26 protein-coding genes and 1 tRNA gene are annotated in these 26,420 nt (G+C 34.8%); 18 read left to right on the top strand and 9 right to left on the bottom strand.

Annotated elements, in window-relative coordinates:
• Nucleotide 1 precedes the first annotated feature (1 nt).
• On the bottom strand, nt 2-1,462 hold the full coding sequence (locus ACTJJH_RS03830) for an NAD(P)H-hydrate dehydratase (RefSeq protein WP_440600762.1): 1,461 nt from the start codon (nt 1,460-1,462) through the stop codon (nt 2-4).
• A gap of 26 nt (nt 1,463-1,488) precedes the next feature.
• Here ACTJJH_RS03830 and queG point away from each other — a divergent pair, with 26 nt between their 5' ends.
• On the top strand, nt 1,489-2,589 hold the full coding sequence (gene queG / locus ACTJJH_RS03835) for a tRNA epoxyqueuosine(34) reductase QueG (protein WP_440600763.1): 1,101 nt from the start codon (nt 1,489-1,491) through the stop codon (nt 2,587-2,589).
• A gap of 87 nt (nt 2,590-2,676) precedes the next feature.
• Entirely contained in the window at nt 2,677-3,666 is a 990-nt protein-coding gene (gene bioB, locus ACTJJH_RS03840) for a biotin synthase BioB (RefSeq protein ID WP_017386794.1), read from the top strand.
• Between the two features lie 48 nt (nt 3,667-3,714).
• On the opposite strand, the gene ACTJJH_RS03845 is transcribed toward bioB, so the two are convergent.
• A complete protein-coding gene (locus ACTJJH_RS03845) occupies nt 3,715-3,927 on the bottom strand; it encodes a hypothetical protein (protein WP_032034803.1) in 213 nt (70 codons plus the stop codon).
• A gap of 63 nt (nt 3,928-3,990) precedes the next feature.
• The gene (locus ACTJJH_RS03850; protein ID WP_017386793.1) at nt 3,991-4,341 is read right to left on the bottom strand and encodes a hypothetical protein; all 351 of its coding nucleotides are present in this window, start codon (nt 4,339-4,341) and stop codon (nt 3,991-3,993) included.
• 445 nt (nt 4,342-4,786) lie between these two features.
• Between ACTJJH_RS03850 and ACTJJH_RS03855 the strand changes: the two genes are divergently transcribed.
• From ACTJJH_RS03855 to ACTJJH_RS03885, 7 genes are all read left to right on the top strand, one after another.
• Nucleotides 4,787-5,323 (top strand): fimbrial protein, encoded by a 537-nt coding sequence (locus ACTJJH_RS03855; RefSeq protein WP_005802369.1) that lies wholly within the window; start codon nt 4,787-4,789, stop codon nt 5,321-5,323.
• 73 nt (nt 5,324-5,396) lie between these two features.
• On the top strand, nt 5,397-6,140 hold the full coding sequence (locus ACTJJH_RS03860) for a fimbrial biogenesis chaperone (RefSeq protein ID WP_320124032.1): 744 nt from the start codon (nt 5,397-5,399) through the stop codon (nt 6,138-6,140).
• Between the two features lie 139 nt (nt 6,141-6,279).
• On the top strand, nt 6,280-8,736 hold the full coding sequence (locus ACTJJH_RS03865) for a fimbria/pilus outer membrane usher protein (protein ID WP_440600784.1): 2,457 nt from the start codon (nt 6,280-6,282) through the stop codon (nt 8,734-8,736).
• Nucleotides 8,733-9,752, top strand: coding sequence for a fimbrial protein (locus tag ACTJJH_RS03870; RefSeq protein ID WP_032034798.1), 1,020 nt, complete (start codon nt 8,733-8,735; stop codon nt 9,750-9,752). The genes ACTJJH_RS03865 and ACTJJH_RS03870 overlap by 4 nt, the downstream gene beginning before the upstream one ends.
• Nucleotides 9,753-10,310: 558 nt before the next feature.
• Nucleotides 10,311-10,490, top strand: a complete 180-nt coding sequence (locus tag ACTJJH_RS03875) for a hypothetical protein (RefSeq protein WP_002115975.1) — start codon at nt 10,311-10,313, stop codon at nt 10,488-10,490.
• An 81-nt stretch (nt 10,491-10,571) separates the two neighbouring features.
• Nucleotides 10,572-11,570 (top strand): AraC family transcriptional regulator ligand-binding domain-containing protein, encoded by a 999-nt coding sequence (locus ACTJJH_RS03880; protein WP_440600764.1) that lies wholly within the window; start codon nt 10,572-10,574, stop codon nt 11,568-11,570.
• A 103-nt stretch (nt 11,571-11,673) separates the two neighbouring features.
• Nucleotides 11,674-12,300, top strand: coding sequence for a sterol desaturase family protein (locus ACTJJH_RS03885; RefSeq protein ID WP_017386787.1), 627 nt, complete (start codon nt 11,674-11,676; stop codon nt 12,298-12,300).
• A gap of 62 nt (nt 12,301-12,362) precedes the next feature.
• On the opposite strand, the gene ACTJJH_RS03890 is transcribed toward ACTJJH_RS03885, so the two are convergent.
• Nucleotides 12,363-13,214: a LysR family transcriptional regulator gene (locus ACTJJH_RS03890; protein ID WP_017386786.1), complete on the bottom strand. Its 852-nt coding sequence runs from the start codon at nt 13,212-13,214 to the stop codon at nt 12,363-12,365.
• A gap of 94 nt (nt 13,215-13,308) precedes the next feature.
• Here ACTJJH_RS03890 and ACTJJH_RS03895 point away from each other — a divergent pair, with 94 nt between their 5' ends.
• The 3 genes from ACTJJH_RS03895 to ACTJJH_RS03905 all read left to right on the top strand — a co-directional run bounded on the left by ACTJJH_RS03895 (nt 13,309) and on the right by ACTJJH_RS03905 (nt 16,585).
• Nucleotides 13,309-14,238, top strand: coding sequence for a DMT family transporter (locus tag ACTJJH_RS03895; RefSeq protein WP_440600765.1), 930 nt, complete (start codon nt 13,309-13,311; stop codon nt 14,236-14,238).
• A gap of 225 nt (nt 14,239-14,463) precedes the next feature.
• Entirely contained in the window at nt 14,464-14,928 is a 465-nt protein-coding gene (locus ACTJJH_RS03900; protein WP_014206549.1) for a hypothetical protein, read from the top strand.
• 241 nt (nt 14,929-15,169) lie between these two features.
• Nucleotides 15,170-16,585, top strand: a complete 1,416-nt coding sequence (locus ACTJJH_RS03905) for a purine-cytosine permease family protein (RefSeq protein WP_440600766.1) — start codon at nt 15,170-15,172, stop codon at nt 16,583-16,585.
• A 59-nt stretch (nt 16,586-16,644) separates the two neighbouring features.
• Here ACTJJH_RS03905 and ACTJJH_RS03910 read toward each other — a convergent pair whose 3' ends face one another.
• The gene (locus ACTJJH_RS03910; protein WP_440600785.1) at nt 16,645-17,082 is read right to left on the bottom strand and encodes a PACE efflux transporter; all 438 of its coding nucleotides are present in this window, start codon (nt 17,080-17,082) and stop codon (nt 16,645-16,647) included.
• Between the two features lie 89 nt (nt 17,083-17,171).
• Here ACTJJH_RS03910 and ACTJJH_RS03915 point away from each other — a divergent pair, with 89 nt between their 5' ends.
• Both ACTJJH_RS03915 and ACTJJH_RS03920 read left to right on the top strand, forming a co-directional pair.
• Nucleotides 17,172-18,056: a LysR family transcriptional regulator gene (locus ACTJJH_RS03915; protein ID WP_005069649.1), complete on the top strand. Its 885-nt coding sequence runs from the start codon at nt 17,172-17,174 to the stop codon at nt 18,054-18,056.
• Nucleotides 18,057-19,164: 1,108 nt separating this feature from the next.
• Nucleotides 19,165-19,241: transfer RNA gene (locus ACTJJH_RS03920), tRNA-Ile, on the top strand.
• A gap of 169 nt (nt 19,242-19,410) precedes the next feature.
• On the opposite strand, the gene ACTJJH_RS03925 is transcribed toward ACTJJH_RS03920, so the two are convergent.
• Complete coding sequence (locus ACTJJH_RS03925; RefSeq protein ID WP_002115982.1) at nt 19,411-20,274, bottom strand: iron-containing redox enzyme family protein; 864 nt, start codon at nt 20,272-20,274, stop codon at nt 19,411-19,413.
• Between the two features lie 269 nt (nt 20,275-20,543).
• On the opposite strand from ACTJJH_RS03925, the gene ACTJJH_RS03930 reads away from it, so the two are divergent.
• The 3 genes from ACTJJH_RS03930 (at nt 20,544) to ACTJJH_RS03940 (ending at nt 22,759) form a co-directional block, all read left to right on the top strand.
• Nucleotides 20,544-21,116 carry a TetR/AcrR family transcriptional regulator gene (locus ACTJJH_RS03930; RefSeq protein ID WP_005069654.1) on the top strand — a complete coding sequence of 191 codons (573 nt, stop codon included), beginning with the start codon at nt 20,544-20,546 and terminating at the stop codon, nt 21,114-21,116.
• A gap of 186 nt (nt 21,117-21,302) precedes the next feature.
• Nucleotides 21,303-21,848 (top strand): 1-acyl-sn-glycerol-3-phosphate acyltransferase, encoded by a 546-nt coding sequence (locus ACTJJH_RS03935; protein WP_002114566.1) that lies wholly within the window; start codon nt 21,303-21,305, stop codon nt 21,846-21,848.
• Between the two features lie 161 nt (nt 21,849-22,009).
• Complete coding sequence (locus ACTJJH_RS03940; RefSeq protein WP_002114471.1) at nt 22,010-22,759, top strand: YebC/PmpR family DNA-binding transcriptional regulator; 750 nt, start codon at nt 22,010-22,012, stop codon at nt 22,757-22,759.
• A 45-nt stretch (nt 22,760-22,804) separates the two neighbouring features.
• Here the strand turns inward: ACTJJH_RS03940 and ACTJJH_RS03945 are convergent, their stop codons facing one another.
• On the bottom strand, nt 22,805-23,275 hold the full coding sequence (locus ACTJJH_RS03945; protein ID WP_002050132.1) for an Lrp/AsnC family transcriptional regulator: 471 nt from the start codon (nt 23,273-23,275) through the stop codon (nt 22,805-22,807).
• A 345-nt stretch (nt 23,276-23,620) separates the two neighbouring features.
• On the opposite strand from ACTJJH_RS03945, the gene ACTJJH_RS03950 reads away from it, so the two are divergent.
• A complete protein-coding gene (locus ACTJJH_RS03950) occupies nt 23,621-24,934 on the top strand; it encodes a DcaP family trimeric outer membrane transporter (RefSeq protein ID WP_440600767.1) in 1,314 nt (437 codons plus the stop codon).
• 51 nt (nt 24,935-24,985) lie between these two features.
• Here ACTJJH_RS03950 and ACTJJH_RS03955 read toward each other — a convergent pair whose 3' ends face one another.
• Complete coding sequence (locus ACTJJH_RS03955) at nt 24,986-25,729, bottom strand: amino acid ABC transporter ATP-binding protein (protein ID WP_002114298.1); 744 nt, start codon at nt 25,727-25,729, stop codon at nt 24,986-24,988.
• Between the two features lie 13 nt (nt 25,730-25,742).
• Nucleotides 25,743-26,420 carry an amino acid ABC transporter permease gene (locus tag ACTJJH_RS03960; protein ID WP_002114551.1) on the bottom strand — a complete coding sequence of 226 codons (678 nt, stop codon included), beginning with the start codon at nt 26,418-26,420 and terminating at the stop codon, nt 25,743-25,745.

Consider the following 26,420-nt stretch of genomic DNA (forward strand, 5'->3'; position numbering starts at 1 on the left):
TTTATTGATTTACGACTTGAATAATTGCCTGATTCATCTCAAAAGCCTGCAAGCCACGCATACCATTTTTAGCTAAAAGGTCTCCTGCTTGTGCATGAAGGGTAACAATCTCATGTAACGCAATATCTTGGTGGAATTGGGCTTTCAAGCTTGCAAGCATTCCTGCTAACACATCTCCCATTCCACCGGTTCCCATACCAGCATTACCTTGCGTACAGATATACAAATTATCTTCTAAAATTAAGCTACCCGCTCCTTTAAGTACCCACTGGCCTGCATATTTTTGTTGTAAGGCATAAATTGCAGCAATTCGGTCATTTTCAATTTGCGCTGTAGAGCAACTAAGTAAAGTAGCAGCTTCACCAGGATGAGGTGTGGCATAAATATGTGTATTTAACTTTTCAGGCTGCTTAGCCAGAAACCATAAAGCATCTGCATCTAAAACAACTTCTAGGCGTGTACTCTGATTTAACAAATTAAACCATTGTTGGTAAATCTGCTTTGCCCAATCGTCACGGCCTAATCCCATTCCAAAGCAGACTGCATCGACCTGAGATAGAATCTCTTTAATATTGTTTTCATCTAAAGCATTAATATCACGAAGCATAATATTAGGTGCCCGCGACAAAATGGCCTGATGGTGGTTGCGATGACAAACCACTGTCACTTTGCCTGCACCCGCATGAAAGGCAGCTTCAGCAGCCATAATAACTGCACCGCCCATTTGCTCATGTCCACCCACCACTAAAACATGCCCATAACTTCCCTTATGGCCAAATGCCATACGCTGAGGAAGTTTAATGTTTGTAGGTGACAAATAAGCTAAGGGTTTCAACTCGTGGTCTGTAGGAATTAAATTAATTAAATGAATTTCCCCCGCATATTCTTTTCCTTGTCCTGTAAACAATCCTGCTTTAAGACCTAAAACAGTGAAAGTATGATCAGTTCTCACTGCGCAAGGTAAGACTTGCCCTGTATTTGCTTGTAAGCCACTCGGTATATCAACTGAAATTTTTAGACCAGATTGTTCATTAAACTTTTGAATTACTTGTTGCCAATCTATATTTAATTCTCGGTTTAAACCTATGCCAAATAAAGCATCAATATGACAATCAAATGTTCTTTTAATATCAAAATTTGGATGAATTTGGGCTTTCATTTCTCTAGCAAATTGCGCTGCACAATGTAAATCGGTTGACTCACCCAATTGAGCTGCAAAGATTTCAACATGAAATCCAGCTTGTTTCAGATAAGTTGCTATAAAGTAACCATCACCTGCGTTATTGCCTTGTCCGCACCAAATAGCAATATTCTTAATAGCCCGATCTTTAAAAAGCTCAATAAGTTGCTGTGCAATTGACCAAGCCGCTTGCTGCATTAAACCTAATGAGGAGTTTTGCGCAGCAAACCAGCGCCGCTCCCATGCTCGAATATCATCGCTATGGTAAACTACCGCCTGCATATTATTATCCTCTTGCATTTTGGTTTATGACATCTTCCGACACATCACGCATCGCAGTGCAACAAATTGATCCACATGAATTAAAAGCATGGATCAAAGCTCAAGCATTAGACTTGGGTTTTGCTGATTGTGTCATCGCAAAACCAGATGCTCAAGAGCAAATGCCACGTTTTTTAGAGTATCTTGAACGTGGTTATCATGCAGACATGACCTATTTAGAAGAAAATCTAGAAAAGCGAGCTGATCCAACACTATTAGTGCCTGGTACAAAAAGTATTATTTGTGTCCGCATGAATTATCTTGTGGAATCTCCAAAGCCTCGATATGTACCTTTAGAGCCTAATTCTGCCATTATCGCCCGCTATGCACGTGGCCGTGATTACCATAAAGTCATGCGTGGTAGATTGAAAACGCTAGCAACACGAATTCGTGAAAAAGTTGGTGACTTTGAATCTCGTCCTTTTGCAGATTCGGCGCCTATTTTTGAAAAATCATTAGCCGAAAGTGCTGGAATGGGTTGGACAGGTAAACATACTTTGCTCATTCATAAAAAGTCAGGTTCTTTTTTCGTATTAGGTGAGCTATTTACATCACTCGATTTACCTTTCGACGAGCCTGCAACAGCACATTGTGGTTCTTGTAGCGCTTGTATTGATATTTGCCCGACGCAAGCAATTGTCGAGCCTTATATGTTAGATGCAAGACGTTGTATCGCTTATTTAACTATCGAATATAAAGGAATTATTGCTGAAGAATTACGTGCAGGTATTGGAAACCGAATATTTGGTTGTGATGACTGCCAGTTAATTTGTCCTTGGAATAGCTTTGCCAAAACAGCATCTATTTCTGATTTTAATCCTAGACATGGGTTAGATAATATTAGTCTGCTTGATATCTGGCAGTGGGATGAAGCCACTTTTTTAGCCAATACGGAAGGTAGCCCTATCCGCCGGACAGGTTATCAATCATTTAAACGTAATATTGCAATCGGATTAGGAAATGCTACTTATTCAAAAGAAATTGTAGATCAACTACAAAATGGCAAAAATTTACATGACGAAATCGTCAATGTGCATATTGATTGGGCAATTGAACAGCAACTTAATCAACTTCAGCTATCAAATTAAAAAAATGATGTTTTTTGCCCTATAGCTTTAATACGAATTCTGTATGATTATGTATAGTGAATTAATGCCATCATCATGGATATGACAATGACTCTACGTAATGATTGGAATCGTGAAGAAATCCAAGCTTTATATGAACAACCTTTTTTGGATTTAGTTTTCAAGGCTCAGCAAGTACATCGTGAGCACTTCACTGCCAATTCAATTCAGGTCAGTACCCTTTTATCTATTAAAACGGGTAAATGTCCTGAAGATTGCAAATACTGCTCACAATCGGCACATTACGAATCAAAACTAGAAGCAGAAAAACGTATTGCTGTTGAAAAAGTGATTAGTGAAGCAAAAGCTGCAAAAGATTCAGGTTCTTCACGTTTTTGTATGGGTGCTGCTTGGCGTAACCCACATGAGCGCGATATGCCTTATGTGTTAGAAATGGTACGTGAAGTTAAAGCATTAGGTATGGAAACCTGTATGACTTTAGGCATGCTTAACCAATCTCAAGCAGAACGCCTAAAAGTTGCTGGTTTAGATTACTATAACCACAATTTAGATACATCTCGTGAGTATTATTCTCACATCATTAGTACTCGTACTTTTGATGACCGTTTAAATACCCTTGATTATGTTCGTCAAGCCGGTATGAAAGTTTGTAGTGGCGGTATTGTGGGTTTAGGCGAAACTCGTGAAGACCGAATTGGTTTATTACATGAACTAGCTACCCTACCAATTCATCCTGAATCTGTGCCAATCAATATGCTTGTTCCTATTGAAGGAACACCTTTAGCTGATGTTGAAAAGCTTGATGTTATTGAGTGGATTCGTACTATTGCTGTAGCGCGTATTATCATGCCGCATAGTTATATCCGTCTCTCTGCGGGCCGCGAATCATTAAGTGATTCAGACCAAGCATTAGCATTTATGGCGGGTGCAAACTCATTATTCTCTGGTGATAAACTACTAACCACACCAAATGCTGGTGAAGGTAAAGACCAAGCTTTATTTAATAAACTAGGTTTAACGGCTGAAAAACCAAAGCCAACAGTTGCTGATTTATCAGTAGATGCAATGAGTGCTTAACTCAAATTAAAAAATTTAAAAGCCCTGATGATTCAGGGCTTTTTTCATTTATATAGAAGTTACTAATATTCCGTAAGTAGCATTCAGAAAGGTTCCAACTCGAATAATATCTTTTCCTGCTGCATGCGTTACTGTGAATTCTTGGCTCAACACATCAAAATTAAAAGAATCAAAAACATCTTGATGATGTAAAAGCCAAGTCACCGTATCTGCTACATTATCATCCACAATATAAGTTAAGGCCTTAAAGTCTTTACTCATAAATAACTCTTAAAAATAAATTTTATGAATTTTATATGAGTTCACTCTACCTTAAAAGAAAATCTAAGCTGCTTTAGGATTTACTAACGAATGACCTGACAATAGACTTGCCAAGGCTTGAGGTGTAAATTCTAAAGAAAGCACATGATTTTTGAGATTGACTGAATGCTTACTAATTAATGGAAGTAAGCCATCTTCTGTTTCAAAGACATATTCATCTGCAATATTTAAGATACCTTCAAGGTTCGTCGTACTTGAAGCAAGATCATGGCTAAAGATGTCATAAATCGTTTGCAAGTTAAACGTTGTTTGCTGCTCCGTCGGATGCTTGATGAGATAATCCTTTAAAAATAAAACTAATTTATGAGCAAAGAAAAAGTAATTAGGTTTATAGCTATACTTCATAGTATTCATGGAACTGAACTCCAGATTATCTTTTATTGAATTACAACTAAAACAGTAGGAATTAAACCTTAAAAAATTCTTAAAAAATTAAATATATTTATAAGATATACACAAAACAATTTTATCATTCAAAAACAATAACTTAATCAAAAATATTAGATATTTATTATCTTAAATATTTTAAAATTACATTAATTCAATACAATACAATCACTTAGATATTACTAATTTTTAAATTCTATTTTAAATAAAAACCAACTAATTATTTTACCAACTGATAAAAAATAATTTATTTAATTTTTATTAATAAAAACAATTGATCAAAATATATATAAATATAATGTTTTCCTTGTTTTTTGATTGAAAAGTGATATATTTCCTTCGCCTTACTTAATCAGAATAAACTTACTGAAAAGTAATGGATTTTATTTTAAAAAGCTATTCTGGGGATTTTATGAAAAAATTTATTTTTGTGGCGGCAGTTTCTCTCTTAAATATAGCAAATGCACAAGCAGCAGATGGCACAATTACTATTAATGGTCTTGTCACGGATAATACTTGTACTATTGATACTGGAGATAAAAATTTAACAATCAATTTGCCTACTGTTTCATCTCAAACCTTAAAAAATGCTGGTGATGTAGCTGGTCGTACACCTTTTCAAATTAATCTAACGAACTGTACCGCTGCAGGTAAAGTCGCAACTTATTTTGAACCAGGCGCAACCGTTGACTTTAATACGGGTCGTTTATTAAACCAAGCAACTTCTGGTGCAGCAACAAATGTAAATATTCAGTTACTTGGCAGTAATAACGCTGTAATTCCTTTACTTGCTACAAGCACAAATGAAACTCAGACGAATTCACAATGGGTAAATGTTTCAGCAGGCGGTAGTGCTGATCTTAACTATTATGCTGAATATTATGCTACAGGTGCTTCTACTGCTGGTACGGTAACATCGCAAGTAAAATACACGATCATTTATCAATAAACTTAAAAATGAAGCTTCTATTCATGAATAGAAGCTATCTCCTTCCTATTATTTATTATTGAGAATATGACTGATGCTTTTTCGTGGTCGTAAATTTTTTTGGGGATTAGTGTGTCTGCAAGTAGCGCTCACTACTACAGGCCATACTGAAATTGTTTTACATGGTACTCGTGTCATTTATCCTTCAAATGCACGTGAGATCACATTACAACTGAGTAATAACGGTACTGCCCCGTCTCTTGTTCAAGCATGGATCGATGATGGAAATGCAAAGTCAACACCAGATGAAACAAATGTACCTTTCATTATTACTCCACCAATTTCAAGAGTAGAGGCAACTAAGGGGCAAACCTTAAGGATTACAGCTTTACCTACTACATCTCAACTAAGCCAACAACAAGAATCTATTTTTTGGCTTAATGTTTTAGATATCCCTCCTAAACCTGAAGGGAAAACTCAACAAGGTCAAACCACAACAACCTCTAACAATTTTTTGCAACTCGCTGTTCGTTCGCGAATTAAATTTTTTTACCGCCCTATAGATCTAAAAGAAAATATTGATCAATTAAGTGACAAAGTCGAATGGAAAATAAATGATCAATACCTAATGATAAAAAATCCGACACCTTTTTTTCTTACTATTACCTCCATTTTTCAAGGAAGTGAAGGCCATAAAACAGACTTATTGCAACAAGGCTTAATGATTGCCCCTTATTCAGAGGATAAAATTAAACTAAAAAATAAAAACTTAGCAGATATGAGCTTTGTGTATATCAATGATTACGGTGGACGAGTTGAGCACCCTATAAAATTCTAACCTCATTGTATTTCTTAAGAAAATTTAAAACCTATCATGAGTAGGCTCTAGAACTATGTCTAAATGGTTTATACCTTATATATGTTTAAAAAGCCCCTTTACTTGGTATGTCGTCTCAAGTATTACGCTATTCATGTCTATGGCTATATATGCTGAAAATACTACTGATGTTCCACATTTTACAAAGGCTGAATTTGATAGCAATTTCTTAGTAGGTAATGCACAAAAAATTGATATAGCTCGCTTCAAATACGGAAACCCGATCTTGCCTGGTGAATATAGCTTAGATGTTTATATTAATGGTCAATGGCTGGGTAAACGGCGTATGCGATTTACTGCCTCAGCCCCTAACATAAATGCTGAAACATGTTTTACAGAGGCCATGTTGCTTGAATATGGGGTAAAAGCTAATATTCTAAGTCAACATGACTCTAATTCATCTCTTTCATGTAAAGCGCTCGCTTCATGGATAGATAGTGCTTTTTATGTATTTGATAGTTCCCGTTTAAGAATTGATATTTCGATCCCGCAAGTCGTCTTAGAAAAAAATCCGCAAGGCTATATCGATCCACATTTGTGGGATCGTGGTATTAATGCAGCTTTTTTAAGCTATAACGCCACAGCATATCGAATAGTCAATGAACAACATGCAAATAGTTATGCTTTTATGGGAACCAATCTTGGAGCAAATTTAGCAAGTTGGCAGTTTCGCCATAATGGACAATGGAAATGGCAAAGCCAATCTAATTCTCAATCTAATAATTCTTCTTATACCTCGACAAATACATATGTACAAAAGGCATTTCCAGATATCCATGGTGTTGTGACTTTAGGAGAATATTTTACTAATAGCGATTTTATTGACTCTTTGCCCTATCGTGGAATGAATATTTCAAGTGATGACCGAATGCTTCCAAATAGTATGCTCAGTTATGCTCCAAGAGTTCGAGGTTATGCCAAAACCAATGCAAAAGTCGAAGTTAGACAACAAGGTAATTTAATTTACCAAACCACAGTCCCACCAGGAAACTTTGAAATTAATGATCTCTATCCCACAGGATTTGGAGGTGAGTTACAAGTTTCGGTACTTGAATCTAATGGAGTAGTTCAAAAATATTCTATTCCATATGCTTCTGTAATTGAAATGCTACGTCCTCAAATGAGTCGATATTCATTCACCTTAGGACAATTTCGAGACCCAAACATTAAGTCAACTCCATGGCTAATACAGGGTAAATATCAACGCGGAATCAATAATTACCTTACAACTTATAGCGCAATTCAAGGAACACAGCAGTATTTCTCTGTATTGTTAGGTACAGCTTTTTCAATGCCTATTGGCGCTATTTCTTTTGATGCAACACATTCAAATGCCAATTTTTCTTATCAACCTAAAATGACAGGGCAAAGTTATCGTCTAAGTTACAATAAGTTATTTTCTCCAACGCATACTAACTTAACACTAGCAACTTATCGTTATTCAACACAAAACTATCTCAAACTACGTGATGCAATTTTGATTCGGGACTTACAAGAGCAAAACATTGATAGTTTTTCGGTAGGTAAGCAAAAAAGTGAATTCCAGCTTAATTTAAATCAAGCTCTTCCAAACCAATGGGGAAATTTCTATTTAGTAGGTTCGTGGACAAACTATTGGAACCAGTCTACTACTAATAAGCAATTCCAATTAGGTTATAGCAACCAATTTAAAGATTTAACTTATAGTTTCTCTGCAATTAATAGTGAAACTATTGAAGCTAGCGGGCGAGCTAACCAAGATACTCAATATCTCATTTCTCTATCCTTTCCCTTAGATTTTAAGAAAAGCTCTTTAAATTTTAATAGTCTTATAAGTGAAGATAGCCAAATTCTGAGTTTTAGCGGTTTTACAGGAAACCGGTTGAATTACGGCGCATCAATTTCCAGTCAAAACCATGGGCAAACGAATCTCAATATCAATGGCAACTATAAGACAAACTACACAACATTAGGTGCTTCTTTTAGTTACGCTGACTCATATCAACAAGAAATGCTTAACTTGAGTGGCAATATCGTTACTCACTCCCAAGGAATTCTGTTTGGTCCAGATCAAGCTCAAACAATGGTTTTAGTTTATGCACCAGATGCAACAGGAGCACAAGTCGGTAATACACCAGGCCTCAGCATAAACAAAAAGGGGTATGCGGTTATCCCATATGTTACGCCTTACCATATGAATGACATTAGCCTTGACCCACAAAACATGTCTACACAGGTTGAGCTAGCTGAAAGTAGCTTACGTATTGCTCCCTATGCAGGCTCAATCACTAAAGTTCAATTCACAACAAAAAAAGGTTACGCACTTTTTATCAGCCCGACCACTTTAGATGGCTCACATTTACCTTTTGCCGCACAGGTATATAACCAGAATAACGAAGTAATAGGTATTGTTGCGCAAGGCAGCCGTATTTATTTACGAACCCCCTTAACCCATGACCTTTTATATGTGAAATGGGGAGAAAGGAATACTGAAAAATGCGAACTTGAATACGATATCACGGATCAAATAAAGCATAACAATCAATCAATTATTATGACAAAGGCAGTCTGTAAATGAATAAGATTTTAAAAAAAATTGGATTTTTGGCAGCGAGTCTATTTGCTTATAGCCATACAAATGCAAATTGTAATTTAAGTAAGGGATTTACCACCGTCGATATCCCGATGAATATTGGTAAAATCGTCGTAAAACCGACTGACCCTATAGGGACTATCTTACAAAGGAATACTTTTACGATTTCTCCCAATAATTCCACTGCAACATGTAGTCGTGCTAGTGATCAAATTATTGCGGCTCTCCCCTTAAATTATCCAGTTAGCCCAATAGGTAATAATGTATATGCAACCAATATTCCCGGTATTGGTATTCGTCTTTATCGTGAAGCAGCAGATGCTTCAGATTTTTCTGGGTATTACCCATATAGACGTACTTTAACCCCAAATACTGCATATACCCTTTCACCGGGATATTTTGTTATGGAAGTTATTAAAACATCCATGATCACAGGTTCAGGAGCATTAGTAGCAGGACGTTACAGCACCTATTATGTATCAGGTCAACAAAACCGACCATTTTTAACTACTACAGTATTAAGTAATGCTCCTATTTTGATCGCGTCTTCATCATGTGAAATTCAAAATGGTGTAGATATACCTATTCAACTCCCGACTGTTACAAAGTCAGGTTTTAAAGCGATTGGTTCAACACAAGGCGAGCAGAGCTTTAATCTATCGATTTTATGTAACGGCGGCGAAAACAACTCGGGTATAGCAACAAGTAACACCATCAGCTTAAGTTTTGACTATAATTCTGATCCCAAAAATAATCAGGTCATTAATAATAGTGCAGCAAACTCAACCAAAGCCAATGGTGTGGGTGTAGAACTATTATGGAATATGAATGGTGCCACTACCCCAATTCAAAAAACAATAAAACAAAATATAGGCACAGTCAGCTCTAATCAGACTATAGAGTACGATATCCCCTTAACTGCTCGTTACTATCAAACAGCGGCTAATGTAAGCGCGGGTGAGGTTACGGCAACAGCAACTGTAACTATTCAATATGATTAATTTATCTCTAAAAATTTATTAAAAATAATTAAGCTTAGCTCAGCTAAATAATCTTAAAATTTAACGGTTCAAAAATTTTGTAGTTATATTAAAAAGTCACATAAAAAAATGCTCATAAGCAAAAATAGCAAATGAGCATTAGTGATAACCACTTAACCTGAAATACAAATTGTGGGAAATAGATCACAATTTGCATAACTATAATTCCAAAATTTAGCTTAAAAATCAAGTCTTTTTTTTAAAAAAAATTTAAATAACCACAGTAAACTATTGTTTTATATTAATTAAAAAATTAAATTTATTTTTTACATTCCTATTTTATAGTGTTTCTAAAGAATTATCATTCTATTAATTAATAAAAACTTAATTTTAAGAAATAATGAAAAAAATTGATTTATATGGCCTAAAAATAATTTATTTATTTTTCAAAAGCTTAATAAAAAACGAATTTTATAAAATTATAAAGAATTACATAATCTATAATAAAAAAAACATAAATAAATTTAGAAATCCCCTTCAATTACAAACAATATTCTTAGGCTTTTATCAGAACGTAACATGCTCATTTTTTGGAAAATATTATGTATTGTTTTACTAAGTCTAGGAGCTACAAGTATAGGTTACGCGATCAGTAAAATTGATCTTTTTCTTTTCCTCATAGGGCTACTTTTACTAATATCTTTTATTTTAGCTTTAAAACAGGCACGTGAAGATGCAGGCTTTTTTTCTGATCAATGAAATTTATAGGTAAGAATATCGTATTAACAATAAATTCATGATTGAATGCATTGTACAACTTTCTGGATATTTATAAAAAACATGTCAAAAAATTCTTCCGATGCCGGAATTTTTTTATGGATGACTTATCAAACTATGCAGCAAATGGGATTAGATGCAGCATCTATTTTTGCAAGTGTAAATTTACCCAATCAACCGCCCGATAAAAATATTCGTAGAGACAATTCTACTCAACAGCGATTTTGGACAGCGGCAGAAGAAATAAGTGAAGATCCTGATATTGGTTTGCATGTAGGTAGTCAAATGCCTGCTTTCAGAGGTTTAGTTATTGAATATTTATTTTTAAGTAGTTCTACTTTCGGTGAAGGTTTACAACGTGCTTTAAGATATCAGGACCTGTTAACCGATGTATTTAATCTTTCTTTAATTGTTGAAAAAGATATCGCGTTATTAGTAGGTTTTGAACACCCTGTAAGACATTATCTTGAATGTGGTATCGGTATTTTTCTTAATTTTTTTAAATATATTACAAATAACGAGTTTAGACCTAGCCAAATTACATTACCTTATCAACAAGGTGCTTCAGCTAATAATTATCAAGAAGTTTGGAAATGCTCGGTAATTTTAAACCAAAAACAAGGCGCTATAATTTTTCCTAGTACATTATTGAATAAAGCATCACCAGCGGCTGAACCTGAATTATTAAAAATTCATGAAACAATTGCTGAACAGCAACTATCAAACTTAGAAAAGCATCAACTTGTTTATGCGATTGAGCGCTTGCTCAGCAATGGTTTACTTGAATCTGGTCAATTCGATCAAAAATTTATTGCTGAACAATTAAATCGTAACCCACGTACCCTTCGAGCTGATTTACAAGCAATTAATACTAATTACGAGAAAATTTTAAACCAGCATCGAGAGAAGCTTGCACGACGTTTACTTGCAAACACCAAAGAAACTCTTGATCAAATTGTTTATTTAACTGGCTTTTCTGAACCCTCTGCATTTACACGAGCTTTTAAACGTTGGACTGGTGAAACTCCAAGCGCATATCGCCAACGCAAACAAAAGCAATAAAATTGATTTTATAGGCAGTTCCTGGACTGCCTATGGAGTCAAAGCGATAAAACTTTCTTATTTTACAATGCATTTAAATTATGATTCATGAGAAGTAATTAGTATGCTCGGGTTTCCTGTCGGTATTTTTGTTGCAAATGGCCTTGAATGGTACTTCCATAAAGTTTGGTTACACGAATATCCAACCAAGTATCGTAACAGCCCTTTTTTTACTCATATTGCTCATCATAAACGTGCTCGCTTAAATAATTTTCATGATGAAGGTTATGCAGAATCAATGTTCAAAAATGCAGAAATTTATAATGAAAAAACAGCATTAATTAGTTTAGCTGGTGTTGCAACAGTATTCTTACCAGTAGCGCCCTTTTTTACAGCTGGGCTTTATTATGGCTTATGGAATTATTGGCGTGTACATTCAAAAGCCCATTTAGACCCTGAATATGCTAAGAAACGCATCCCTTGGCACTATGATCATCATATGACAAGCAATCAAAATGCTAATTGGTGCGTTACCAAACCATGGTTTGACTATATTATGGGAACTAGGATCAAAACCGAAGTATCTCAAACCGAAAGTAACCCCTTAGGTATCAAATTACCTAAGTTGATAGAAAAACCAATTAATTTTGCTGCTCGACGCATACTTGCCAAATCGTATGCCAAAATTGATTTAAACTCCGATCAGGACCAATCTAATTTACGTAGAGGAATAGAAATCAGTCTGGCTTAAAATTTATCTCAATATAAAAGCTGCGGACTCCAGCAGCTTTTTAAATGAATGCAGTTAATAGCTTAGACTTTAAATGGCTCAAAACAAGACATAAGAAAGTCCATTACTAGTCGTATTGCAGGGATATGCCGTAAATCTTCGTGTGTGACTAACCATATTTCAGCACTCATCGGATAATCATCTTGTAATCTGACCAAATTGCTAATAGCTCCTAAAAAATCTGGTAAGACCGCTAAACCAATTTCTCCACATGCAGCTCTCCACTGTAACTCGGGATTATTGGTAACCATTATCGGTTCTTTATGATTTAACCTTTCTTTTAACTTTTGCTGTTTTTGACCATGCACTCCCCCCACTTCTACACTAATCCAATCATAATTTTCAGGATCTGTTGAAGCTAAATAATTTGGACCTGCATATATTCCAAAAGGTATTTCACCTACTTTTCGAGCAACTAAATTTTCATCCTTAGGACGTCCAAATCGTACCGCAATATCGGCCTCACTATGCTGTAAAGAAACATAATGAACATCACCGAGCACCCGTAATTTTAATTGCGGATAATGGCGATAAAATTTACCCAAATGAGGCATGATGAGATGTGCAGCAGTTAAAGGAGGCATACTAATAGAGACACTTCCCATTACTTCTTGCTGACCTGCTTGAGTTAAACGTTCAATAGAAAAAGTTTCTTCCATCATACGAGCAACTACTTGTGCAAGACGTTCTCCGTCAGGAGTCAGAATGTATGTCCGTGGCCTACGATCAACTAATTTAAGTTTTAAATTTTGTTCTAGCTGGGCAATTCTTCTAGATACAGTTGCATGATCTACTCCCAATTTTCTGGCAGCAGCAGAAAGTGACTTTTCTTCTGTAAAAACTGAAAAGTAATGCAAATTTTCCCAATCAATCATTGTGCAAATTTTCACATTAGCAGTGTATTAATATGGAATTGTACACCTTTATAGATTTGTCGAGAATAAAACCTTTCTTAATGGGAGCCTGTCCATGAACAGAACGGTGGCTTATGCCTATGCTGGTGTTGTCTTAACGATGTTTTTTTGGGGATCAGCATTTAATGCAATGTCTTATATTATTCAACATATGCCCCCGTTATCTGCTGCGTCTGAACGTTTTTTTATTGCAAGTCTAGGCTTACTCTTAATCTTTTCAATAACAGGCCAGCTTAGATGGACAGCCTTAAGACAGAATCTAGCTATCTATCTGATTATTGGTATTATCGGAATTGCGGGATTTAACATTGGCTGTTTTTATGGACTTCAAACCACATCAGCTGTTAACGGTGCTTTAATCATGGCAACCACGCCATTAATGACTCTAGTAATGACAATCCTTTTAGATGGTGAAAAACTTACTACTAATAAATTCTTAGGCGTTTTATTTGGCTTAAGTGGCGTATTACTGGTGATTAGTCAGGGACATATAACGACTTTGCTGCACCTCAAAATAGACATTGGAGATCTATTTATATTATTGGGCGCATTTGGATTTTGTCTTGCAAATGTACTGTCTCGCCGTTATGTAAAAAATGCTACTCCCTTAGAAACAACAACTTTTTCTATGCTGTTCGGGGCAATAACACTTGGTTTGTTGAGTGTGATATTTGAAGATCCTCTTACAGCGATTACATCTGCCCCTATAAATGCGCACTTAGCCATGGGATATGTTGTTATCTGCTCTACCATGATTGCTTATCTATTCTGGTTTAATGGCATACAAAAGTTAGGTGCTGGTCGTGCTTCTGTCTTTTTTAACTTTGTGCCAGTGTTCAGTATGATAATTGCTCTACTTACTGGACAAGCCCTCAATATCTGGCAATTAGTAGGAACAGTTTTAGTAATGCTTGGTGTAATGAGTAGCGGAGGATTTTTTAAAATTAAAAGCACTCCACTTATGGCAAAACATTGTACAAAATAAGAAATATGCTGCTACATTAAAAATCTATACTTAATATGTAGCAGCATTTCAAGTATATAAATTATTTCTTTAAATTCTTATATTTTCAAAATATTTTTTACATTTGTGATGGTTTATACAAAAGCTCATCTTAATTATTCCGTTGTAACAAATACTGTATGTTTCTTTAAAACTTAATAAAAGATTGCCATATATAGTTTTAAAACAACCAAAGGAGATATTAAAATGAAGCTGGATTTTACAACAATTGAAAAGCAAGCCAAATTGCTACAAGAAGAGCAAGAAAAGATCGAGCAACGTGATCATGAATTTCAAGTTGCTTTAGATAAACACAGAGAATCCCTTAAGAATTTATTTAAAGATCTTTTCTCTGACAGAGAAATTAAGACTGAAAATGGAGGTCACTTCTGTGTAACCTTCGGTGATTTCAAAATTTCCTTATTGATTGAAACTGCTAAATTTGAAAATGGCGTTCCTGTAAAATTAAACTCCGTAAACCCTGTTATTATTAAATGCAAGAAAGATAAGCCGATTGCAAAAGCACAGTTTACAGATGCAACCCAATATCTAGATAACCATTTAGACACCCCCAATTATCAGTATTATTTTAAGCAAGAAGATAAGACCCAACTGGTACAATTTTCTGAACTTCCCACTTATTTCCAACTTGTTTTAGACGCAAACGCATAAAATCGAGCCCTCTTCAGAGGGCTTTTTTATATATTATTTTTTTATCATTTAACTTTAAAAAAATAAAATCAGTCAAATACTTTTTCTATTTATCTATGAATTATTTAACTCAATTTTAACGTCCCCTACTTCAAAAATATTTGATTCTTCTCAAAATTACTTGTATATACATGTTTATATTTGCTTATACAAATATGAATAAATAAGAATAGGATGGCTCTTAAAGGATAAGGAGAGTGAAATGGACTCATCGGCTGGGAAACCTAATAGTAGTTTTATAGAAAACCGAAGTATTGATTTTATTCCTGAAAATGAAAGACATGGCGGAGTATTTGCTCAATTCACCCTATGGTTCGGTGCCAACTTACAAATCACAGCCATTGTGACAGGCGCGCTAGCCGTTGTGTTAGGCGGAGATGTTTTTTGGTCTATTATCGGCTTATTAGTAGGACAATGTTTTGGTGCTGCCGTCATGGCACTGCATGCTGCCCAAGGTCCTAAACTTGGTCTCCCTCAAATGATTTCAAGCCGTGTGCAATTTGGGGTTTATGGCGCTTGTATTCCAATCATACTCGTTTGCCTTATGTATATTGGTTTTACCGCAACTGGAGAGGTATTAGCGGGTAAAGCAATTGCACATTTGGCACATGTCAGCAATACAACTGGTATCTTAATTTATGCAAGTTTAATCATTTTATTCGCAACGATTGGATACCGTTTAATCCATTTGGTAGGCAAAGTAGCCAGTATTATTGGTTTGATTGCTTTTGTGATTATTTTGACTCAGATCTTCGCACTTTCTGATTTTTCTGAACTCTTAGCAGTACGTCATTTCAGCTGGTCTTCATTCTTGTTAGCAGTTTCCCTTTCTGCTTCTTGGCAAATCTCTTTTGGTCCCTATGTTGCAGATTATTCTCGATATCTTCCAACTAAAACATCTTCATCTCGTGTTTTTTGGGCTGTCGGCTTAGGTTCTTTAATTGGCTCACAGATTTCTATGAGCTTAGGCGTTTTAATCGCTCAGGTTGCAAACGGCAATTTTGTTGGAAATGAAGTTCAATATGTTGTGGGTATGAACCCAATTGCCCTTGTCGTAACCTTTCTATATTTTAGTATCGCTTTTGGGAAAGTTACTCTAACGACCTTAAATGCCTATGGCAGTTTTCTGTGTATTGCTACGATTTGGAATAGTTTCAAATCGACAAATCAAATCTCAAAAATAACAAGATTATTGATTGTCCTTGCTATGGTTGTAGTCTCAACCTTTATTGCAATTATAGGTGAACATACTTTTTTAAGCGCCTTTAAAGCATTTATTTTGTTTTTACTCACCTTTTTTATTCCGTGGAGTGCCATTAATCTTGTTGATTACTACTTTATCTCTAAAGAAGAATGTGATGTAGATGCACTCTATGATCCAAATGGTAAGTATGGCCGTTGGAATCGGATTGGAATTACCTGCTACTTTCTAGGTATTTTGATTCAACTGCCATTTATTGATAGTAAATTTTATACTGGACAAATTGCGGCAATGTTAGGAGGAATCGATTTATCGTGGCTTGTAGGACTTATCTCTACTGCATTGATTTACTACATTTTCGCCAAGAAAGCTCAACTCAAGTTTTCAAAACAATTAGTGATTGATCAAATTAAATAATTGAACTTAATAAGCTATCAAAGTTAATCACCTTGATAGCTTATAAAATAATTTTACGGTTATTCTGCTAGCGCTTTAGCCTGTGCCGAAATAGGCAATCCAAATAACTTATCAAAACTCCAATTAAATATAAAAGTATAGACAGGAATAATGATAATAAAGGCCACATCTAACCAAAAAGCAGCAATCAGGGAAATATCCATCCACCATGAAATAAGCGGAATTAAAAACAGAACCAAACTAAGCTGGAACCCGATGGCATGTCCAACTCTACGCTTAACTGTACGGATATGGCTGCTTTGTTTAGCTTCCCATTTCTCATATAAAATATTGTAGATAAAATTCCAAGTTACAGCGATGGTCGTAATCATGACGGATAATGGTCCAGTATGTTCAACACTATCACCTGCCAAAATCGCTAACCCTACTGATGAAATAACCATTCCGATTATTTCATAGGAAGAAACATATACAATTCGACGCTTTATACCTTGCATAATCACTAAACTCTGCTTAATTGCTTATATTTTAATTTCAGTCAAAATCATATATAAAGTTAATAGCTTTCAGTTCAGCTGATATCAAAATGAATTTTAACAGTGAAAATATTGAACTTTTCATAACGGTACTCGATACAGGTTCTTTCTCTGCGGCTGCTCGTAAACTAAATCGAGTCCCCTCAGCAGTAAGTATGGCCGTTGCTAATTTAGAAGCAGAATTGGGTTATATATTATTTGAACGGACTCCTCGAAAGGTCATTCCTACCGCTACAGCATTAGCCTTGGAACCTCAAGCACGGATCATTTCTGAACAACTTAGGCTATTTAGCACTCATGCACATGAACTTTCTTTAGGACTTGAAAGTAAATTGCGTATTGGCGTTGTTTCCGATGTAAATACAAAATTATTATTCCATTCAATAAAGAAACTAGCCGATAAATTCCCTTTACTAAACATAGAAGTTATTACTGCTCCCCAAGACGACATTGTTAATTTACTTTATACGGAGCAAATCAGTCTTTGCTTAGCGGGTTCAGACCTCAATATAAAAATGCGCGAGAATCTACAATTGGTAATGACTGAAACAGTGGCGGCTACGATTTCTTCTAACCACGCTCTTCTACAAGATAGAACAAAGCAGTTTTCTATTGAAGAATTAATCAATATTAGACAAATTGTTGTGGCGAGTAGTGAACATGAAATGAAAGATCCCCGTTCAATTATTGGTGCAATGTACTGGAAAACCAATAGTCTACAAACAGCAATTAATATGGTTGAAGCTGGACTTGGTTGGGGAAACTTTCCATTATCACTAGTACAAGATAAAATTGATCAAGGTCACTTAGTCCTTTTAGATTTTAAAAATACAAAAAATCATTTACCTCTATCTATTTATTTAATTTGGCTCCAAGACCGCCCTTTACCTAAAGCAGCTAGAGAGTTAATTCAAATTATTCAAGAAAATTTATAAAACTTTATAGGTTAGTTCTGAAAGTCTAAGGATTTTTATAATTTTGATTCTTGTTAAATCTAGTTTATTTAAAGCTTAAGCTCATTACTCTGTACCATATCTCTAAATACTACTAAAAACAAAAAGCCTACTTAGAAAGTAGGCCTCTTGTTGTATTTCAGGATTAAGCAATAATATTTTGTTTTGTAAAAAATACACTTATACTTTATTAAAACCAAGTGTTTTAGTCAAGAATAAAGTTTATAAGATACAAACATTTGTATTGTTGTGAAGACAATCACAATTTAGGTTTCATATAGAAAATACTTTAGAGACGGAAAGGTATTTTAATGATAAAAATTTCTATTATCACCCTTAACAGCTTCTTTAGAAAAACACAACAAACACCTTAAGAAAAAGTATTATATTTTAATTAAATTTATTTGCATCAAAAAAAATTGAATCCGTTTATTCGTTAGTTTTATGTTTCATTATTAAAGTTGTTAACTTTATATCTTAATGTTTACTTTTTTAAGTTGAGTTTAAATTTCAAGCTAATCTAAAAATTAATAATACTATTTTCTTAAGTAATTTGGCCCTAATAGTCTATATTTTTTACTACATATAGGCTAGAACTCTATTAATAGAATTATTGTAACTATTATTTTTCGAAATATATAATTAAAAAGGCAATCTACCATATATCTAAAGCTTAATTACAATATAAAAATATATAATATTTTTAATCACCATTTATATTTATCTTAAATAAGCTTTTTCTAATTCTATATTTTCACAACACACAAACAGCACATCTACAATTTCTGCTTATATTTTAAACAAAATTTATTTTATATAAATTAATGTCTCAAACTACAAATACAATTAAGTCATCGTCACAATAGATTGTTGGAATAAATTCTAATTGATCGATAAATAACTTCTCCCACTTTACTCTTGAAGTACACATAAGCTAGAATCACTATCGCTTGAAATATTAACCAATAAGACACAATATTTTTGGGTTTAGTTTGCGTCTACTTCAGAAAATGACTTGTGTTTAATTAAAAAATTGATTAGTATTGCACGCACTGAAAAGCATTGAGATTAAAAGCTTTTCTGACTTATAGGGCCTATAGCTCAGTTGGTTAGAGCAGCGGACTCATAATCCGTTGGTCCACAGTTCAAGTCTGTGTGGGCCCACCAAATACCGAACCTCATAAACAAAAAGTTTATGAGGTTTTTTAATATATATCTAAATAGAATATGCTTTACTCTTATAAAAAATACTCAAAATTTAAATTTATTTTATCCCTAAATTTTAGATGTTTTAAAATACACTTACGTTCCGTACTAAATATCCATCTTTCATCTATTAGGCTAAGATTTGCTTTCGCATGGGCTCCGAATTCTCTAATTGTGTATCCCAAAACTTTTCCCATAAATCACAATACTCTAAGCATAATTTTTCAATATAGTTATAGTCTTCTTCTGTACAAGCTTGCATCAAGACATACCATAAATCTTCTTCATGATCATCATCTGCTGCTTCGGCACTTTCATCTTCAGAGATACCATGTACATGATAATAACCACCACCCTCCACATCTAGACCAACTGCCTTAGTTGCTCTACGTAAAGGTGGACTATACAGAATGACTTCTTCTTCTGCGACTGCTAATAAGGCTGAAACAGCTTTATAGTCATCATAAGCATTTTCTAAAAATACTCTAACCTGATCTGCAATTTCAGTCGGATGATAAGTTAGACGATCTTGTTCTGTAATACCAAAATCATTCAATATATCTTCAAATAAGGGATAATGAGCATATTCAGGATTTCCCTGATAGTAGCCGTCTTTATCTAATCCTGGCCGAAATCCAAATTCATCAAAAATATTTAAACTTAAAAGAAAACGCGGGAACATTTTTGCACCAGCATGCAATCTCGGCTCTAATTGTTTAGTTTGAAATTGAGCCATGAGCAATGCATCAGTAAAAGTTTGCACAATTGCATGGCGATACTCTAAATGAATTTTTTTTAAATCTTCTTTATTAATTTCGCCATTATTTAAAGTATCGATTGCAGGATGATGAGATACAGGATGTTTCGCAATCTTTGCTCTTAATCGGGTCAAAAAGTTTGAATTTTTTTCCCATAGTTCAGCTGAAATGCTTTGTTTCATCCCTGCGAGTGCTTTCTTTCTAGGATTATTAAAATTCTCAAATTTCTTAGGCATATCCGCTCTCATTAAAGCATGATCGATTTTTACATATTTTATTATAAAAACAATGACTTAAATTAATATTTAAATATGTTCCTTCATTGATTAATATTAGAATTAAAATCGTACGAAATCAAATAAAAAATTTAAAAAAACTTCAATTAATGATAATCATTATCACAATCTCAACTTGAATCAAAATCAGTTTTTTATTATCATAATTTGTATTAAAAATTTAATATTTTAGATTAAGTTATAATTAGTTTTAACTATATGGAATAGTAATGTCAAAAAAAGAAGATATTATAAATACTGCTTTAAATTTATTTAATCAGATTGGGTACAATGCTACTGGTGTTGACCGTATTATTGCTGAATCAAATGTTGCAAAAATGACTTTTTATAAATATTTTCCGTCGAAGGAAAATTTAATTATGGAATGTTTGCAACATCGAAATATAAATATTCAAAACTCAATCAATGAACAATTAAGTTTACATCAAGATGCTAGTCCTCTTGAGAAAATTCATATTATTTTTAATTGGTATATTGAATGGATCAATAGCGAAACATTTAATGGCTGTTTATTTAAAAAGGCATTTATTGAAGTATCTAAACAATATACTTCAATTCGCGAACCATTTTATGAATATACAAAATGGTTGACTAACCTATTACATGAAAAGCTTAATCAATTAGGTATAGAAAATCCAACTCCCCTTGTTCATATCATTATTTCTATTATTGATGGGATGATTATTGATGGAACGACCGATAAAAACCTTATTAACCCTGAAAAAATTTGGAAATATATTGAATATTTAATTAATGAAGAGATACCGCAGCCAGTATCTTAATTTTAAAATTATCTAGGTTTATTACTTTCAGACGAAGTTTGAGAAAAATAAAAAAAGAACTTTTAAAGTATTTTAGAACTTAGATAATCCTTAACTTTTGTGCTCTACTTTAGCTTTCATAATTTTTCTAGGCTTTTTTACAAACTCATATTAGAATCCTGAAAATTTATCAATTTGCACTGATGTATGAAAAAATTTCTAGGTAACTCTATCTTTAAAGCCGTTGGTTGGACCTACAATGTAGACCCACAAATTCTTGAGAAAAAACAAGTTATTATTGGCTTTGAACATACCTCAAATCTAGATGCAGTGCTCTCGATTGCCCTCTTCCAAATGTTAGACATCAAAATTCATACTCTAATAAAGAAAGAACTTTTCAAAGGCCCACTTAAGCCAATTTTAGAAAAATTGGGTGGCATTCCTGTTGATCGTAAAGCAAGTAAAGATATCGTTTCGCAAATGGTTGAACAATTTCAAACCCATGAAACTTTTAACTTAGTGATTGCTCCAGAAGCTACACGTGCTAAAGATGGCTCTGAACGTAAGCCTATCCGTACAGGTTTTTGGCATATTGCAAAAGCAGCCAATGTTCCTATTGTTTTAATGTATGCCAATGCTCGAAGTAAACAAGGTGGGATTTTAGGTAAAATTTACCCGACTGATTTACAAAAAGACTTGGAAACCATTAAAGAGCTGTACGCTCAATTTGGTATAGATGTAAAAATTAACTAAATCAAATTGGACTTGATTTGACCTAATCTCAATCATTAGGTCTTAAGCTTATTGTTCTTATTCAATTGGCTAACAAAACGCAGGGCAACAGTTTTCAACAAAACCAAGCCTATGCTAATATTCCAGCACTTTTGCATTTTCTTTTTTTGGAGTTCACGTCCATGGCGGGTCATTCTAAATGGGCCAATATTAAGCATCGTAAAGCTAAACAAGATGCAAGTCGCGGTAAGGTTTTTACTAAATATATTCGTGAAATTGTGACTGCTGCCAAACTTGGTGGTGGAGATCCTGCTAGCAACCCTCGTCTGCGTGCAGTAGTTGAAAAAGCTCTCTCAGTTAATATGACACGTGACACCATTAACCGTGCTATCCAACGTGGTGCTGGTGGTGAAGATAATGATGATCTAAAAGAAGTAACTTATGAAGGTTATGGTGTTGGCGGGGTTGCTGTTCTTGTTGAAACAATGACAGATAACTTAAACCGTACAGTACCAGACGTACGTCACTGTTTTAGTAAAACAAATGGTAACTTAGGAACTGCGGGTTCTGTATCTTATCTATTTACTAAACGTGGTGAGATTACTTTTGAAGATGTTTCTTTAGAAGATAAAATCATGGAAGTTGCTTTAGAAGCTGGCGCTGAAGATATTGAAGTTTCAGAAGATGAAATTTTGGTAATCACTTCACCAGAAACTTTCGGTGAAGTGCAAGACGCCCTTACTGCTGCTGGTTTAAAATCTGATAACGCAGAAGTTGTGATGAGTCCATCTACAAAAGCTGAAATTACAGATGTTGACCAAGCAAAACAAATTCTTAAAATGATTGATATGTTTGAAGATCTTGACGATGTACAAAACGTTTATACTAACGTTGAATTCTCGGATGAGGTTTTGGCTCAACTTGATGCTTAAATCAAACATTTGAATCAAAGAAAACGCACCATTTGGTGCGTTTTTTTATAGCTTGTTGAGCAAGTTATAGCAATTAAATACATTATATTCTTTAATGACAAAGCTAGAATGCAAAGCTACTACGTTGTCGATTTTTCCAATACGTCTTAATAAAATTTCACTGTAGTCATCCATGTTGCGTGCTACAAGCTCTAAAATAAAATCAGCACTCTGACCCGTTACCAAGAATGCATTGGTTACTTCTGGAATTGCTTCTATTTCAGACAGAAACTTATCAAATGTTTCACTATCATGTTTACTCAATGAAACTTGCAATAAAATATGTAAAGTAAAACCAAGCTTACTAAAATTAATTTCCCTTTTGAGCTGCCCCATGATGTTGGCTTCAATCAGGTGCTTAATACGGCGATGCACAGAACTGACTGACAGATTGATCCGTTCTGAAAGTTCATTCAAATTTAAGTCTTCATGAGACAAAATTTCTAGAATTTGTTTATCAAAACGATCTAACTCCACTCTTATCTCCAGCCAGAATTTCACAGTGAAGACAGTATAACCCTATACCACTACCTCTGCATTGAAAATACAAAGGTTTATGGGCAACAAAACCATATTTCTTCTATAGAGCTTAAGTCTTTTATGCCTTTTAAACGTGCAAGTACTGTCATGTGCGGTTCATTTTAGAGAGTCAGCTTTATGCTTAAATCTGATTTATCGATGCAAAATTCTTATTCTCACTACCATTTGAGGCTAAAAAGGAATTAATCATCAAAATTTGACTATTTTTCAATCTTCGTAAAGTTGGCATCATTTTTGTTATGTATTTGCAGGAAAATTTTTATCCATGTCGGGGGAGTTCCTGTGAATAAGATCAAAACACTAGTATTAGCAATGAGTTCTTTAGGTGCAATGAGCGTGACGATGCCTGTGCATGCCGCTACAGATGCTGAAGTTAACGCCTTACGTGATGAAGTAAAGGAGTTAAAACAACTCGTCCAGAAACTATCTGATCAACAAAAAACAGCTTTAACTGTCACTGCTCCAGCAACAATTCCCGCAGCACCTTCTACCCCTACACCTCCTGCATCCAAACCAGGTTGGATGGCTATGGCCGATGGGCAAACTCAAGTCAAGCTTTATGGTAGTGTTCGCGCAGATGCAACCTATGACTTTAAAGGTTCAAATGGCAGTATTTCAAATGGTGCCAATTATCCACTGAATAAAGATGATCCAAAACAAGACTCACTCAATGTATCTGCAGCAACTTCACGAATTGGCTTAGATATTACTCGTCCAACTCAATATGGAGATTTAACAGGTAAAATTGAAGCCGATTTCATGGGTGGCAATGGAGATAATGGCAATGGTACTTTCCGTGTTCGTCATGCCTATATGTCTTTAGGAAAATGGTTAGCTGGTCAAACGACATCACCTTTTGTAAACACAGATACATCACCAGAAACAGTAGATTTTAATGGCGCTATCGGTACAGGTACTACACGTACAGTACAGGTCCGTTACACCCAACCAATTAATGCACAACAGAAAATATTAGTTGCCTTAGAGGGTGGCGATGTTGAAAAAGCTGGTAATGCTGCCGGTGGAAGCCGTTTTCCTGCTTTAACAGCACGATATGATTTCAAAACTACGGATAACAAAGGCCTATTACAGTTACATGGTCTTGCCCATGAAAACCGTGTGGCTCCAAAAGATAGTACTTCTGAAGAGAAATTTGGCTGGGGTGTAGGCGTTGGTGGTAAATATGATTTAACGCCTCAAGATAGCGTGGTTGCTAATTACTATCATGTTAAAGGCGATGGCCGTTATTTACTTTATAGCAATTCGGCTTATAACTATGACACAGCAACACAAGATATTAATTTAGGAGAATTTGATAGCGCAGTAATTGGATATCAACGTAAATGGAGCCCTATTCTGCGTTCTACTTTTGCTGTAGGTGGTATTCAATACAAAGATGATAATGTCTATGCAAATAGCAATTTAACCAATACTAGCTATAACAAAGAAATTTATAACGCTTTAGTCAATTTAATCTGGAACCCAACTAAAAATATTGATTTAGGAGCCGAATATACTTACGGTCAACGTGAAACTTTTGCAGGTGACAAGGGTGATTATTCACGTATCAACCTGCTAGCAAAGTATAGCTTCTAAAAATTAGATATAAAAAAAGAGCCTTTAATGGCTCTTTTTTTATTAGGGTTATTAGTGCATCGCCTGAATTTTTTCTAAGAAAAGTTTAGCACGCTCATGACGAGCTTCTAAATTATCAAAGAATTCATGGGTTGGGCAGTCTTCTAAAATTTTACCTTCATCCATAAAAATTAAACGGTTAGATACTCTTTTAGCAAAGCCCATTTCATGCGTAACACACATCATGGTCATGCCTTCATGTGCGAGCTGCACCATAACTTCAAGAACCTCACCGACCATTTCAGGATCAAGTGCAGAAGTTGGTTCATCAAACAACATACAGATTGGGTCCATAGACAAGCCACGTGCAATCGCTACACGTTGCTGCTGACCACCCGATAACTGCCCTGGAAATTTATCTTTATGAGCAAGTAAGCCTACACGCTCTAAATATTTCAAACCTTTTGCACGAGCATCTGCAACTGAACGCTTTAACACTTTAACTTGAGCAATGGTTAAATTTTCCAAAACAGTCATGTGCGGAAAAAGTTCAAAGTGTTGAAAGACCATTCCCACTCGTGAACGGAATTTAGCAAGATCTGTTTTTGGATCTTTAAGCGAAATTCCATCAACAATAATGTCACCTTGTTGAAATGGTTCCAAAGCATTTACTGTTTTGATGAGTGTTGATTTTCCCGAACCAGATGGTCCGCAAACAACAACGACATCACCTTTTTCAATACTCGTCGTGCAATCTGTTAAAACTTGAAAATCACCATACCATTTAGAGATATGTTGGATGTCTATCATTGGCATTTAAAATCTCCAATTAGCGAATGATGGCAATTTTTTGCTGTAAGCGTTTGACTAAATGCGACAGCACAAACGAACTACAGAAATACACTACAGCGACGATTAAATAGAATGTTGCTTTTGTTTCAGGTCCATAAGTATTAGCCAATGTATCTGCACGGCCTAAAAAGTCTGGTGCACTAATCACATAAACTAAAGAGATGTCCTGAAATAGAATGATTGTTTGAGTTAACAATACTGGGAGCATATTACGGAAGGCTTGAGGTAATACCACGTAGCGCATTGATTGACCGTAGGTAAAACCTAGCGCATAGCCTGCATGTACCTGACCTTTTGAAATAGACTGAATTCCAGAACGTACAATTTCCGAGAAAAAAGCTGCTTCAAAAATGGCAAAAGTTACAACACTCGAAAACAACGGTCCCCAATAAGTATCAGATTGAAACTCAAATACTTTCGGCAACAAAAAATAGAAGATAAAGATCACCTGAATCAGTGGAATACCACGAAACAGATCAACATAAAATTTTGCAAAATTACTTGCGATGGCATTACTAGATAAACGCATCATTGCCAATGGGGTTCCAATTAGGATACCGCCCATCATTGCTAATACCGTTACGGTAAGCGTAAAAATGAAACCTTCTTTGAGTGCCGCGATCACATCAGGGTTTTGTAATAAAGAAAAATCCAT

This window comes from Acinetobacter sp. 22301, from assembly GCF_052045285.1.
Classification (GTDB): domain Bacteria; phylum Pseudomonadota; class Gammaproteobacteria; order Pseudomonadales; family Moraxellaceae; genus Acinetobacter; species Acinetobacter pittii.

Coding starts and splice junctions, on each gene's coding strand:
- ACTJJH_RS03960 (WP_002114551.1), bottom strand. CDS start 26,420: ATGGATTTTTCTTTATTACAAAACCCTGATGTGATCGCGGCACTCAAA.
- ACTJJH_RS03850 (WP_017386793.1), bottom strand. CDS start 4,341: ATGAATACTATGAAGTATAGCTATAAACCTAATTACTTTTTCTTTGCT.
- ACTJJH_RS03875 (WP_002115975.1), top strand. CDS start 10,311: ATGCTCATTTTTTGGAAAATATTATGTATTGTTTTACTAAGTCTAGGA.
- ACTJJH_RS03860 (WP_320124032.1), top strand. CDS start 5,397: ATGCTTTTTCGTGGTCGTAAATTTTTTTGGGGATTAGTGTGTCTGCAA.
- ACTJJH_RS03895 (WP_440600765.1), top strand. CDS start 13,309: ATGAACAGAACGGTGGCTTATGCCTATGCTGGTGTTGTCTTAACGATG.
- ACTJJH_RS03830 (WP_440600762.1), bottom strand. CDS start 1,462: ATGCAGGCGGTAGTTTACCATAGCGATGATATTCGAGCATGGGAGCGG.
- ACTJJH_RS03870 (WP_032034798.1), top strand. CDS start 8,733: ATGAATAAGATTTTAAAAAAAATTGGATTTTTGGCAGCGAGTCTATTT.
- ACTJJH_RS03880 (WP_440600764.1), top strand. CDS start 10,572: ATGTCAAAAAATTCTTCCGATGCCGGAATTTTTTTATGGATGACTTAT.
- queG (WP_440600763.1), top strand. CDS start 1,489: ATGACATCTTCCGACACATCACGCATCGCAGTGCAACAAATTGATCCA.
- ACTJJH_RS03915 (WP_005069649.1), top strand. CDS start 17,172: ATGAATTTTAACAGTGAAAATATTGAACTTTTCATAACGGTACTCGAT.
- ACTJJH_RS03865 (WP_440600784.1), top strand. CDS start 6,280: ATGGCTATATATGCTGAAAATACTACTGATGTTCCACATTTTACAAAG.
- ACTJJH_RS03900 (WP_014206549.1), top strand. CDS start 14,464: ATGAAGCTGGATTTTACAACAATTGAAAAGCAAGCCAAATTGCTACAA.
- ACTJJH_RS03845 (WP_032034803.1), bottom strand. CDS start 3,927: ATGAGTAAAGACTTTAAGGCCTTAACTTATATTGTGGATGATAATGTA.
- bioB (WP_017386794.1), top strand. CDS start 2,677: ATGACTCTACGTAATGATTGGAATCGTGAAGAAATCCAAGCTTTATAT.
- ACTJJH_RS03910 (WP_440600785.1), bottom strand. CDS start 17,082: ATGCAAGGTATAAAGCGTCGAATTGTATATGTTTCTTCCTATGAAATA.
- ACTJJH_RS03885 (WP_017386787.1), top strand. CDS start 11,674: ATGCTCGGGTTTCCTGTCGGTATTTTTGTTGCAAATGGCCTTGAATGG.
- ACTJJH_RS03935 (WP_002114566.1), top strand. CDS start 21,303: ATGAAAAAATTTCTAGGTAACTCTATCTTTAAAGCCGTTGGTTGGACC.
- ACTJJH_RS03955 (WP_002114298.1), bottom strand. CDS start 25,729: ATGCCAATGATAGACATCCAACATATCTCTAAATGGTATGGTGATTTT.
- ACTJJH_RS03925 (WP_002115982.1), bottom strand. CDS start 20,274: ATGCCTAAGAAATTTGAGAATTTTAATAATCCTAGAAAGAAAGCACTC.
- ACTJJH_RS03930 (WP_005069654.1), top strand. CDS start 20,544: ATGTCAAAAAAAGAAGATATTATAAATACTGCTTTAAATTTATTTAAT.
- ACTJJH_RS03905 (WP_440600766.1), top strand. CDS start 15,170: ATGGACTCATCGGCTGGGAAACCTAATAGTAGTTTTATAGAAAACCGA.
- ACTJJH_RS03940 (WP_002114471.1), top strand. CDS start 22,010: ATGGCGGGTCATTCTAAATGGGCCAATATTAAGCATCGTAAAGCTAAA.
- ACTJJH_RS03855 (WP_005802369.1), top strand. CDS start 4,787: ATGAAAAAATTTATTTTTGTGGCGGCAGTTTCTCTCTTAAATATAGCA.
- ACTJJH_RS03890 (WP_017386786.1), bottom strand. CDS start 13,214: ATGATTGATTGGGAAAATTTGCATTACTTTTCAGTTTTTACAGAAGAA.